Annotated in this window: 11 protein-coding genes; 7 read left to right on the plus strand and 4 right to left on the minus strand. The window is 59.1% G+C overall.

Annotated features, from left to right (window positions below; genetic code table 11):
* Positions 1-75: 75 nt before the first annotated feature.
* Complete coding sequence (locus QP982_RS10175; protein WP_284870510.1) at positions 76-1068, minus strand: 2,3,4,5-tetrahydropyridine-2,6-dicarboxylate N-succinyltransferase; 993 nt, start codon at positions 1066-1068, stop codon at positions 76-78.
* Between the two features lie 83 nt (positions 1069-1151).
* Here QP982_RS10175 and QP982_RS10180 point away from each other — a divergent pair, with 83 nt between their 5' ends.
* The 6 genes from QP982_RS10180 to QP982_RS10205 all read left to right on the plus strand — a co-directional run bounded on the left by QP982_RS10180 (position 1152) and on the right by QP982_RS10205 (position 6519).
* Positions 1152-2042 (plus strand): hypothetical protein, encoded by an 891-nt coding sequence (locus QP982_RS10180; protein ID WP_255456290.1) that lies wholly within the window; start codon positions 1152-1154, stop codon positions 2040-2042.
* A gap of 5 nt (positions 2043-2047) precedes the next feature.
* Positions 2048-3184 carry a succinyl-diaminopimelate desuccinylase gene (gene dapE / locus QP982_RS10185; RefSeq protein WP_126107955.1) on the plus strand — a complete coding sequence of 379 codons (1137 nt, stop codon included), beginning with the start codon at positions 2048-2050 and terminating at the stop codon, positions 3182-3184.
* A gap of 69 nt (positions 3185-3253) precedes the next feature.
* Entirely contained in the window at positions 3254-4081 is an 828-nt protein-coding gene (locus QP982_RS10190; RefSeq protein WP_070605557.1) for an LOG family protein, read from the plus strand.
* Between the two features lie 45 nt (positions 4082-4126).
* Positions 4127-4939 carry a dihydropteroate synthase gene (folP, locus tag QP982_RS10195; RefSeq protein WP_284870513.1) on the plus strand — a complete coding sequence of 271 codons (813 nt, stop codon included), beginning with the start codon at positions 4127-4129 and terminating at the stop codon, positions 4937-4939.
* 223 nt (positions 4940-5162) lie between these two features.
* Positions 5163-5330, plus strand: coding sequence for a DUF3117 domain-containing protein (locus tag QP982_RS10200; RefSeq protein WP_005509573.1), 168 nt, complete (start codon positions 5163-5165; stop codon positions 5328-5330).
* Positions 5331-5643: 313 nt separating this feature from the next.
* Entirely contained in the window at positions 5644-6519 is an 876-nt protein-coding gene (locus tag QP982_RS10205) for a methyltransferase domain-containing protein (RefSeq protein WP_049190045.1), read from the plus strand.
* Positions 6520-6522: 3 nt separating this feature from the next.
* Here the strand turns inward: QP982_RS10205 and budA are convergent, their stop codons facing one another.
* The 3 genes from budA to glgA form a co-directional block, all read right to left on the minus strand.
* Complete coding sequence (gene budA, locus QP982_RS10210; protein ID WP_070438025.1) at positions 6523-7263, minus strand: acetolactate decarboxylase; 741 nt, start codon at positions 7261-7263, stop codon at positions 6523-6525.
* Between the two features lie 151 nt (positions 7264-7414).
* Positions 7415-8938 carry a glycoside hydrolase family 5 protein gene (locus QP982_RS10215; protein ID WP_070546829.1) on the minus strand — a complete coding sequence of 508 codons (1524 nt, stop codon included), beginning with the start codon at positions 8936-8938 and terminating at the stop codon, positions 7415-7417.
* 202 nt (positions 8939-9140) lie between these two features.
* Positions 9141-10337, minus strand: a complete 1197-nt coding sequence (gene glgA, locus QP982_RS10220; RefSeq protein WP_070546826.1) for a glycogen synthase — start codon at positions 10335-10337, stop codon at positions 9141-9143.
* A gap of 112 nt (positions 10338-10449) precedes the next feature.
* On the opposite strand from glgA, the gene glgC reads away from it, so the two are divergent.
* Positions 10450-11667, plus strand: coding sequence for a glucose-1-phosphate adenylyltransferase (glgC, locus tag QP982_RS10225; RefSeq protein WP_042388575.1), 1218 nt, complete (start codon positions 10450-10452; stop codon positions 11665-11667).
* Positions 11668-11915 lie beyond the last annotated feature (248 nt).

Raw genomic sequence — 11915 nt, forward strand, 5'->3', positions numbered from 1 at the left:
TAACCGTATTACGGGTTTACCCCCATTCACCGTTTTGGGGTCAACTAATGTGCCTTCACGAGCACCGAAAGTAGGTTATCCGGCCAGCTCATCCGGCACGTCGGCAAGCTGAGCGAAAGCAGCGGCACCTTCGTCATTGCCCGGGCGTTCCGTGCGGCGGACGCACACCGCCGAGTGGTCCGGGTGATGGTAGAAGTGCATGTTGTCGCGGCCCGAAATTTCCCATGCCTGAATACGGCGGTTCTCCGCGGGGACATCGATGGGCGTATCGGGGGCAATGAGGATGCTTCGGTCAATAATGCAGTCATTACCGAGGCTGACGCCGACGGTGCCGGCCGCGATATCGATGTGGCAGCGCTCGCCAACCGTGAGCGGCTTACGCTGACCGGAATCGTCATGAGCGGCAATGATGGAGGCCGACAGTCCCACCTTCGTGTGCGCGCCAATGACGACACCGGAGGATAGACGTCCCTCAATCTTGCATGGGCCCAGAGTGCCCGAGTTCAGCGAGACAAATCCCTCGCGCAGTACGGACGTACCCGGTGCCAAGTAAGCGCCCAACCGCACGCGCTCGGCCTCTGCAATGCGCACACCGGCGGGCAGCACATAATCGACCATGCGCGGCATGCGGTCGATGGCGTAGACGTGAATCAGACCGCGGACGCGCAAGTGGGTGCGCAGTTGCTCGAAGTTGTCCGGCAGACATGGCCCCTTGTTGGTCCACGCCACCACATGGAGTAGCTCGTAGAGCCCCTTGGTGTTTAGCTGGTGCGGCTTGACCAGGCGGTGGGAGAGCAAATGCAGGCGCAGGTAGGCATCGTGCGGGTCGACAGCAGGCTTGGACAAATCCTCAATGGACGTGCGCACTGCCACCTGCTCCACGCGGCGATCCTCGTCCAAAACCACCTGACGAAGCAACTGTGGGGTCAGATCAGCGGCGCCGAGCCGGTGAGTGCTCGATTCTACGACCTCATCGCTTAACTGAGGTGCGGGAAACCAAGTATCGAGAACTGTACCGTCCATTGCGATATTGGCGATTCCCGTAGCGACAGCACCAGATGTAATCATGATTCTTAATATTAGTATCCCTTTAAGGAATCTTCGCGGAAGGATGAACTATGCCCCTAGCTGGCCTTGAAAGCACACAGAAAATGAAGCAGTGGTTCTTAGTTAGCCTCATCATTGCTGTCAGTGTGCTCGGACTCGGCTTCGTCCTGTCCCTGCCGGTGGTCTTCTATGTCGGATTCGCACTGCTGAGTGCTTGGATTCTCGCCGTAGCCAGCTTCTTTGGTTTCGTTTTGCCGCCGCGAGCAATGCCAATTGGCGCAGTCGGTGTGGCTATTGCCGCAGTGGTTGCGCTCATCGCGCCGAACCGTCTTGTGCTGGTTATCGCAGTTGCCATCGCAGTGGGGCTCGGCGGTGGCATGATCGCCCGTCTTCTGCTGGAGCGCAAGAACCGCGATCAGCAGGCACGCATCGATGCCCTGCCGATGTGGGAGCGCGATGAGCTGGGCGATGTCGCCGAAACGCTTCGTCCTGCTTATCGACGAGACATCGATCCCACTCCAGTGCAGCTGCCACACGCAACGGCCAAGATTGTCGCGGCCGTCTGTAAGCCGCTGGCCGGTTCTACGGTGATTGTCAGCACGAATGAGCTGCGTCCGGTGATTGCGGTCTATGGCTCCCGTGTAGCTGTGGTCTATGGTCCCGGCGCGGGCGTTGTCGAGGAGGATGGCGGAAACGGAGAGGCGACCGATTCTGCGGGGGAGGAGCGGGCGCCGGGGTCGTCGACAAGCGAAACTCCGGAGGCAATCATTGCCCAAACTCTCCCGGAAGGAGCGAAAACCCTGGTCTTTGAGGTGGCTGATGGGCTTAAGCGCTCGGCGGAGGGGAGAATTGGTGTGACCTCCGCCGAACCGCATGAGCTGGCGTTGTTCCTCGGTGGTGGCGCGCCCGCCAATGGGGATGCGATCAATGGTCGTGCGGCGCATATTCATCACAAAATTCTGGTTTCGCTGGCGCACAATGGTTTGTACGCTTAATTGATGTGAAATCGAAGTTAAATCTGCTCCAAGATCCTGTAGACCTCACGGCGGCACTGGTGGACATCGAATCGGTGTCCCACAATGAGACCGCGATTGCGGATGCCGTCGAGGCGGCATTGCGTGAGGTCGCGCAGGCAAATGAGTCGATTGAGGTCCTGCGCATTGACAACAACGTGATTGCGCGGACCCATCGGGGGTTGCCGCAGCGCGTGATTTTGGCAGGACACCTGGATACGGTGCCGACTGCGGACAATGTGCCCTCGACGCGTGGGGTAGACGCGCAGGGGCGAGACACACTGTTTGGGTGTGGAACTGTGGATATGAAAAGCGGTGACGCAGTCTACCTGCATGCTTTTGCGACGCTGGCGGCAAGCCAGGAGTTGCAGCGCGACCTGACACTCATCATGTACGAATGCGAAGAAATCGCCGCGGAGTTCAACGGGTTGCGGCACTTGAGTGAGTCGCATCCGGAGCTCCTGGCTGGCGATGTCGCTTTGCTGGGCGAGCCCAGCGGCAATGTCATCGAAGCCGGCTGCCAGGGCTCTATTCGCCTGCGTCTGACCGCTCACGGCACACGTGCACACTCGGCTCGGGCGTGGCTCGGCGACAACGCCGTGCACAAGTTAGCACCGGTGCTGTCACGCATTGCCGCCTATGAACCGCAGACCGTGGATATCGACGGCTTGGCCTACCGCGAAGGGCTCAACGTCGTCTGGCTGGAGGCCGGGGTTGCCACCAATACGCTTCCCGACGAGGCGGTGCTGCGAGTCAACTTCCGATTCGCGCCCAACCGCAGCGCCGATGAGGCCATGGCACACTTCCGCGAGGTGCTGGGACTCGACGAGTTTGCGGCCGAGGACCTCACCGTCGATGTCGAGGATGTGAGCCCTGGGGCACTACCGGGACTGCATGCGGCTGCTGCGAAGGAGTTGGTTGCGGTCGCAGGCGACGTCGTAAAGCCCAAGTTTGGGTGGACCGATGTGGCGCGTTTTTCCGCGCTCGGCATTCCTGCAGTGAACTTTGGCCCGGGTGATCCGGCGTACTGCCACAAGAAGGATGAGCAGATTCCGGTCGAGTGCATTACGGCACTGTGGGAGGACCTGCGGCGGTACTTGACCACCGCGCCGGTGGCTGGGTGAGCCTAGAATCACACCCTGCCCTCGCTGAGCGGGTGCGCGTATGTCATTGCTGGCATACATTGTGAGGTTATGAAACCTGTACGTACTCCGTCCCCAGCTAAGCGCCGCGCACTCCGCGGCCCAATCGCGATTCGACAGGCGGGCGAACCGCAGGCGTCTACGACCGACCGCAGGCTGTTGTCACACAATCCGAACACGGACTGGCTGCACAACGACACCTGGCGTGTGCTGCGCATTCAATCGGAATTCGTTGACGGCTTTGGTGCGTTGGCGGAGATTCCGCCGGCGGTGACGGTGTATGGTTCGGCGCGTTTGCCAGAGGACAGCCCGTACTACCAGTGGGGCTTCGACCTGGGCAAAGCACTGGCGGAGGCGGGTTACGCGACCATCACTGGTGGCGGCCCGGGCATCATGGAAGCCGCCAACCGCGGCTGCTACGATGCCGACGGCCTGTCCATTGGGCTGGGCATTGAGCTGCCGCACGAGCAGCACTTGAATGACTGGGTCGACCTGGGCATGAACTTCCGCTACTTCTTCGTGCGTAAGACCATGTTCCTGAAGTACTCGCAGGCGTTTATTTGTCTGCCGGGTGGATTCGGCACGCTCGATGAACTCTTTGAGTCACTGGTGATGGTGCAGACCGAGAAGGTGGAAAATCACCCAATCGTGCTGCTGGGTACTGAGTTCTGGTCGGGGCTGGTTGATTGGATGCGCGAGAAACTGGTGGCCATGGAGCTGATTTCTCCGACAGATATGGACCTTTTCCTGGTCACCGACTCCATTGAAGAAGCGGTCGAGTACATCGAGGCCGCGCACGAAAAGCTGATGGAAGAGTGCGAGCAGACCTCCGACGTTCGCGAAAAGCTCCGCCGAGTCCGTCGCTTCAGCGAGAGGTAAGACGCTGTGCGGAGTTTTTATCAGGACTCCGCGGTGCCGACGGTGATGGCTATCGTCAATCGCACCCCGGATTCCTTCTATGACCGTGGCGCAACGGCTGCGGAGGAGGCCGCGCTCGCTCGCGTCGACGAAGTTGTTGCGGCAGGCGCAGGCATTGTTGACATCGGCGGCGTCAAGGCCGGTGTCGGTGCGGAAGTAACTGTTGCCGAGGAAATTGAGCGCGTGGTGCCGACCATCGCGAAGGTTCGCGAGCGCTATCCTGACCTGCACATTAGCGTCGACACCTGGCGCGCCGAAGTCGGGGAAGCCGCCATCAAAGCTGGCGCCAACCTCATCAACGACACTTGGGCAGGCCATGACCCGGAGCTGCTGGAAGTCGCGGGCGCCCACGGGATGGGTTACGTCTGCTCGCACACCGGTGGGGCACTGCCACGCACCAATCCGATTCGCGTGCGTTACGACGACGTCGTGGACGATGTCATCTCAGAAACCGGCAAGCTCGCCCAGAGGGCAGTGGACGCTGGCGTGCCGGAGGACCGCATCCTCATCGATCCCACCCACGACTTCGGCAAGAACACCTACCACGGCCTCGAACTTCTGCGGCGCTGCAATGAGCTCGTGGCTACAGGCTGGCCAGTGCTCATGGCGCTGTCGAATAAGGACTTCGTCGGTGAGACTTTGGACCGCCCGGTCGAGCAGCGTGTGCCCGGCACCTTGGCTGCGACCGCCCATGCGGCAGCTGCCGGTGTTGCGGTGTTCCGTTCGCATCAGGTGTCCGAAACTCTTGATGTCTGCCGTATGACTCTGGCTATTTCCGGTGATTTTGCGCCACTGCATCCGGTGCGTGGGCTGGTGTAAGGGGCGTAGTTTGAGACGCTTCGCCCATGCCGCTGCGTGAAACAAAGGACTATGATGAAGAGAAGTAGTCGAAAATGCCGACAGGGATTCTAAACCGGGATCTTGAGCCGGGGTCTTAGACCGGGGTCTTGAACCGGGATTGTCAATCTCCTGGCTACCACAGCCGAGCTGGGGTGGCTGGTCGTCTCCTGCATCGACATTGTCTTAGAACGAAGGAGTTCACATGGCAGCAATGAAGCCGCGTACCGGTGATGGTCCGCTGGAGGCAGTTAAAGAGGGCAAGAAGATTGTGATGCGCGTCCCCGCAGATGGTGGTGGGCGCCTGGTGGTGGAACTGTCCCCGGAGGAAGCCAAGGAGCTCGGTGCAGAGCTCGTAGCAGTAGTGGAGTAGCAGAGTAGTGGGGTATCGGGTAGAGGCCGGGTAGTGGCCGGGCCTGTCCGGTTTTGACCCAGCGGCGACCTACACAGGTGGTGTAGGTCGCCTTTTCTTCTTCAGGTGATAACGGCTCGAATGAGGGTTTATGAACAAAAAGTACGGGCTGCAAATGTGAAACTGTGGGAGTTTATGACACTTTCAAGCCAGTTTTCGGGCAATTTTTGTCATAAACGTAGTCAGTAACTCGCATTGGAGTTACTTGGCTGAGCTCGACACGGGCTAAGATAGTGAAAATTATTTTTCTAGCTCAGTTTGAGGAGTGACCGACGTGCTAGCTGACATCATTGATGTGCTTGCTGACCCCATCGATGGCACTGATTTGAAGTTTGGTGATGCCGAACGAATGACTCTGAAGTCCGAATCCGGACATAGCTATGATGTCGCCCGCCAGGGTTACGTTACGCTCGCCGGTGGGGCTGGTCTGCGCTACACCGGCGATGACGCCAAGATGATTACCGCCCGCGAGGAGTTCCTCTCTGGTGGCCACTATGCTCCATTCGTTGAGGCAGTTACAGGCAACGTCCAGGATGTGCTTGACGACGCCAACGTGTCCGAGGCCGCCAGGCCAGTCATCTGCGAAGTCGGTGCGGGCACTGGTTACTACCTCGCACACACGCTGGACAGCATTCCCAATTCCCGTGGTGTAGGCATTGATGTGTCTGTGCCGGCCGCCAAGCACCTGGCCAAGAGTCATCCGCGACTCGGTGCGGTTGTGGCCGATGCGTGGGCGCGTTTGCCGCTGCGTGATGGTTCCATCGATGCGCTTACGGTTGTCTTCGCACCTCGCAACGCGGAGGAGTTCGCTCGCGTGCTCAAGCCGGGCGGCCAGGTTGTGGTTCTGACGGCCACTACTGGTCATCTGGGCGAGCTTCGTGAGCCACTGGGCATCATCGATGTCGAGCGCGGCAAGGTCGAGCGCATGATTTCCCAGGCCGAGGGGCACCTCGTGCCTGTTGGCGACCCGGAGCTGGTGGAGTTCGGTATGAACCTCAACCAGAGTGCAATCGCCGCGCAGATCGGTATGAGCCCGTCGGCACGCCATATTCACCCGGAGGTGCTGCAGGAACGCATTGCAGCGCTACCTGCAGAGATGTACGTCACCGCCCGTGCCTACGTCACCCGTCTGGGGCGCCCGGGCGACTAGCGCCTACTCCTTGACCTCGGTTTTGTGAATCTGCTCATCCAGGTCTTCCGGATCCAGGTCAGCATCCGAGAATTCCGCCGTTAGCGGAAGGCGAAGCTGCAGGTCAGTGCCCGGGCACAGTTCGATAGTGCCCGAGCGCAGCTTAAAGTCCAGCACATGCCCGCCGCCGGTGCCGCCTTCCGCGAGGAAGTGCACGTGACAGCCGGGCACCGAAATTCCCTTCTCATAGACCGGCGTGCGGAAGCCCGCAATCGTGCCCTGCAGGTTCTCAAAATCAACCGAGGCGTCTTCTTCCGTCGCATCAACCATCTTCTGGTACGGCTTTTCCTGCTTTACGACGGTTCGAGTCTTCACCCACTCAAATTCGCCGGTAATCCGCAGTGCGTACATAAAGTTTTGGCTCGGCACCAGGGAATCGATGATGGGGCTAATTTCCTTGCGAGTCAGGTTTTCCGGCGCATCCATCACCGTGTGCGGGACGAAGTTGGTCACCACCGTGTAGGGGCTGCGCTGATCCATGGTGGCCCGGGTCGCGGAGCCGTCGTGACGCACCTGCCAGCAGACCCCGTCGAGGATTACCATTTCGCCATCGAGGCCGTCGAAGGTACCGATGCCGAAGTTTCCATGACCAAGGATTTCGCCAATGGTCATCTCGCCGTCGTAGATGCCATCGAGCAGTGCGGACATCAGTGAGTTTTGGAAAATTGTGTGTCGGACCGTTGGAAAATTCTCGTGAGTGGTCATGGAAGCCATTATATTCGCGATATTTGTAGCCCAAGCTGGGGCGGGTCGTCTGTTAGATGTCCGATCGGCTTGTGGGTAAGGAAATCGTGGCAAGAAAAACGCCCTGCGGAAAAATCCACAGGGCGCGATTTGGTGAATCGAGCGGTTGGTTCTACTTCGGCTGGATGGTGACTGTCACTTGGTCAGCAGTGGAGACGATATGAACGGTCTGGCCATCGGCAGCGACAGTGGCGTGACCGCCTTCGACATTCACTGTGAACCCATTCGGGAAGTTGATCGAGGGCACAACGAGCTCGCTGGTGGAACCAGGTGCGAAAACTCCGGTGCCGTCGACGCGGTTATTGTTCCAGCTGGCCTGGTAGACACGGGTGTCGCGGTTCCAGTCGGTAGCTTGCGGGGTGCCTGCGACCGCTCGCAGGTGTGGAGCGGCGAGGATGGTCATCTTGTCGCGGTTGAAGGCATCGGCACCTACAGGTCCTGGAACAGTAGGGTCGAAGACCATGCCCTGTTCCTTCTGGTTCTGCGTCGTCGGGTCGTTGCATCCGCAGTAGGACCAGTACTGCCAGCCGACCATGTGGCGGCGGGCAAGCGAAATTACGCCATTGAGGGTATCGGCATCGTCGGTCGCACCGAACTCGGACAGCAGTGTGGCCGAGCCGTTACCGGATGAGACGATTTCCGCATTGTCGAAGGTACGACCATCGAAGAAGTCACAGCCCGTGTAGGTGTTGAACAGGGCATTCGTGGTGCAGTAGACATGCCAGCTGAGGGCCGTACCAGCGGTTTCAGGAACCTCCGGGGCTGCCGGATTCGTGTTCAATCCGGTGTTCCACATGGAGTAGGGCTCGTAGTGGACAATAGCGTCCGGGTCCTTGTCGACAATCTGATTGGCAGCCTTCTGGTGCAGTTCATCGAGCTTTTCCTTAGCCGGGCCGCAGTCGCCGAGAGCCAGATAGCACAGTGGGTATGCGGAGCCTGGCCACGGTTCATTTATGATGTCGTAGCCCATCAGTCCCGGCATGTCGCCAAGGCGTTTGGCGACATGGCCCCACATGGCTGCGTAACGCTCCTGCAACCCAACGCCGCCTGGCCCTTCGCGGTTATTCAGGAAGTTGTCGTATGCCCTAATGAGTCCGATATTGAGAGCCTGGTTAGCGGGGAAGCCAACCTTTAAGAGGCTGGGAACCCCGTCGTCAATGACAGCCCAATCCGGGGCAAATTCGCCTTCGAACTTCTCGTTGTACATGTCCTGGTGGGCATCGACCAAGACCGCGATTCCACGCTCAGTGAGCATGGAGATAGTGCGGGCAATGGAATCCAGGTATTCGTCGTTGTACTCGCCGGGCTTTGGCTCTACTGCTTTCCAGATAATGCCGACTCGCATGGAGTCGAAGCCCTGCTGCACGAGCCAGTCAGCATCGTCCTCGTTAAAGCCTCCGGCCTCTGGGGTGTAAGGATCGTGCTTGTAGACGATGTTCGATCCCTGAGTGAGGAAAGCACGGCCGTCACCGTCGGTAAACCAGCGACCGGACTGTCCAAGGGGACCACGCTCGGTGATGGTAGCGGTACTAGGGGATGGGGCTACTTCTGTAGCGAGCGCCTGATGCGGTACTGCACCCGCTAGCGCTATGGCAATGGCGGCACCAACTGCTGCCACCTTCTTAGTGAATCTCATACTCAGTATGCTATTGACCAGGAATGATAAATTCAGCCAAAACTTAAATTAGGTTTAGGAAAGTGGGCAAAGGCATAAGTAAATGTCCTGAATGGGGTTAGTAAAAAGGCTAAAAAAGGCCCACCGCTTCCTTCTCGGAAGCGATGGGCCTTATGAGGAGACTCCGTTCGCCGCGCATCCGTGGCGTCTCGCAGACAGCCAGCTACATCAAAGACTTATAGACCTCGACGGTCTGCTGAGCGATGTTCTCCCAGCTAAACACATCTTCAGCGCGCTTCTTACCCGCCTGGCCAACCTTGGCAGCGCGGTCGCGGTCGGCGACCATGTTGTTGACAGCGGCAGCGATGCCTCGTTCGAAGCCCTCCGGATCGGACTCGTCGTAGTGAACCAGAGTGCCGGTTTCACCATCGACGACAACCTCCGGAATACCGCCGACATCAGAGGCGACAACGGCGGTGCCACAGGCCATAGCCTCGAGGTTAACGATGCCCAGCGGCTCGTAGATGGACGGGCAGACGAAGGAATCCGCGGCCGTCAGAATCTCCTGGATCTTCTCCTTCGGCAGCATGTCCTGCACCCAGAAAATGCCATCGCGCTTCTCCTGGAGGTCATGGACGAGCTGCTCAGTCTCCTTCGCGATTTCCGGGGTGTCCGGAGCGCCGGCGCACAGAACGAGCTGCACACCGTCGTCGAAAAGCGATGCGGCCTTGACCAAATGAGCGACACCCTTCTGACGGGTGATGCGGCCGACGAACGCGACCATCGGGCGAGACGGGTCAACGCCGAGCTCCTCCAGGACAGACCAGCCGTTCTGTTCCTTGGACTCTTCCCACGTCGGGCGCGGGTACCACAGCTCGGTGTCGATACCGTTCAGGACAACGTGGACCTTGTCGGGGGAGATACGCGGGTAGGCATCCAGGATGGCGTCCTTCATGCGCGCGGAAACAGCAATGACAGCGTCTGCGTACTCCATAGCATTGCGCTCGGACCAGCTGGAAACGTCGTAACCGCCGCCAAGCTGCTCGCGCTTCCATGGGCGGTGCGGCTCCAGTGAGTGCGCGGTTGCCACATGCGGAATGCCCTTGAGCAGACCAGTGAGGTGACCGCCCAGGCCCGAGTACCACGTGTGAGAGTGGACGACATCAATGTCGGTTGCCGCGGCGGCATTTGCCATGCGCAACCCCGTGGACAGCGTCTTAATCGAGGCGTTGGCATCCTTCAACTCCGGGTCAACGCCGTGGACATATACATCCGCCTCATCGCGAGGAGCACCCATGCAGTGCACATCGACGTCAACGCCGTCGAGGCCGCGCATGAAACGAGTCAGTTCAGTTACGTGAACACCTGCTCCGCCGTAAATCTCCGGAGGGTATTCCTTGGTCATCATGGCAACACGCATAGTTCCAGCGTAACCAGATTTGACAATTTCCGTCGCTTGATATGCCTGGGTGTGGGTAGCGGGGAGGGGAGACTGGCAGCGAGGAACGTAAATCGCATATAGGTTGGTTGGTGTGAGGAGTCAACCACATGTTTTGTCCATTGTCCTTGCCGGTGGCGAAGGCAAGCGTCTCTTCCCGCTGACGGAAGACCGCGCTAAGCCCGCCGTGCCTTTCGGCGGTAGCTATCGGCTTATCGACTTCGTGCTGTCGAACCTGGTCAACGCAGGTTTCTTGAAGATCTGTGTGCTGACCCAGTACAAGTCCCACTCGCTCGACCGTCACATTTCGCAGGCGTGGCAGCTGTCTGGCATCACCGGCCAGTACGTCACCCCGGTGCCGGCTCAGCAGCGTCTGGGTAAGCGCTGGTTCACCGGTTCGGCGGACGCGATTCTGCAGTCGCTGAACTTGGTTTACGACGAGGATCCGGAGTACGTCATCGTCTTCGGTGCCGACCACGTCTATCGCATGGATCCGCAGCAGATGCTGGAGGCCCACATCGAGTCTGGCGCTGGCGTGACGGTCGCTGGTATCCGCGTCCCGCGTTCTGAGGCCAGCGCATTCGGTGTCATCGATGCCGATGACAACAACCGAATCACCGAGTTCCTGGAGAAGCCGGCTGATCCGCCCGGCACCCCGGATGACCCGAACTCGACGTTCGCGTCGATGGGTAACTACATCTTCACTACCTCCGCGCTTATCGACGCTATTAAGCGTGACTCGGAAGATGAAAACTCCGACCATGATATGGGCGGAAACATTATTCCGATGCTGGTAGAGGAGGGCGAAGCTTTCGTCTGGGACTTCAAGGACAGCTACGTTCCGGGTGAGACCGAACGTGACAAGGGCTACTGGCGTGATGTCGGTACCATCGATGCCTTCTACGAGGCCAACATGGACCTGATTTCCGTCCACCCGGTGTTTAACCTCTACAACAAGAAGTGGCCAATCCACACCTTCTCAGAGGAGAACCTGCCTCCGGCCAAGTTTGTCCAGGGCGGTATTGCTCAGGCTTCGATGGTCGGTGCTGGTTCGATTGTCTCCGGTGGTACGGTCCGCAACTCGGTGATTAGCACCAACGTTGTGGTCGAGGATGGCGCGACGGTGGAGGGCTCGGTTCTCTTCCCAGGCGTTCGCGTCGGCCGCGGAGCAGTGGTTCGCCATGCGATTTTGGACAAGAACGTTGTAGTTTCCGACGGCGCCATTATCGGTGTCGATCCGGAGAAGGACGCAGAGCGCTTCAAGGTCAGCGCTGGTGGCGTTGTGGCCGTTGGTAAGAACCAGGTTATCTAGACTGTCTGAGTCCGACCGGCTGAAAAGGCACGTACCGTGGGGTACGTGCCTTTTGCCTTTAACCCTTTTTGCTACCTAGTTGCTACCTAGCCCCAAAACTGGCAGCCCTAAAAGTTGCGGGCTGCACCTGTGAATATGGGGTGCGCATGTGAATACGGGCATGGGCTGCAAATGTGAAACTGTGTGAGTTTATGACACTTTCAAGCCGGTAGGTTCAGGCGGTGAATGCATCACCACTTTCGACCAGG

This window comes from Corynebacterium sp. MSK019, from assembly GCF_030232425.1.
GTDB lineage: Bacteria > Actinomycetota > Actinomycetes > Mycobacteriales > Mycobacteriaceae > Corynebacterium > Corynebacterium jeikeium_D.

Bases quoted from the DNA above. Each gene is read 5' to 3' on its own strand.
- QP982_RS10180 (WP_255456290.1), top strand. From the start codon at position 1,152: ATGAAGCAGTGGTTCTTAGTTAGCCTCATCATTGCTGTCAGTGTGCTC.
- glgA (WP_070546826.1), bottom strand. From the start codon at position 10,337: ATGCGTGTTGCCATGATGACCAAGGAATACCCTCCGGAGATTTACGGC.
- QP982_RS10190 (WP_070605557.1), top strand. From the start codon at position 3,254: ATGAAACCTGTACGTACTCCGTCCCCAGCTAAGCGCCGCGCACTCCGC.
- budA (WP_070438025.1), bottom strand. From the start codon at position 7,263: ATGACCACTCACGAGAATTTTCCAACGGTCCGACACACAATTTTCCAA.
- QP982_RS10215 (WP_070546829.1), bottom strand. From the start codon at position 8,938: ATGAGATTCACTAAGAAGGTGGCAGCAGTTGGTGCCGCCATTGCCATA.
- QP982_RS10175 (WP_284870510.1), bottom strand. From the start codon at position 1,068: ATGATTACATCTGGTGCTGTCGCTACGGGAATCGCCAATATCGCAATG.
- QP982_RS10200 (WP_005509573.1), top strand. From the start codon at position 5,163: ATGGCAGCAATGAAGCCGCGTACCGGTGATGGTCCGCTGGAGGCAGTT.
- folP (WP_284870513.1), top strand. From the start codon at position 4,127: ATGGCTATCGTCAATCGCACCCCGGATTCCTTCTATGACCGTGGCGCA.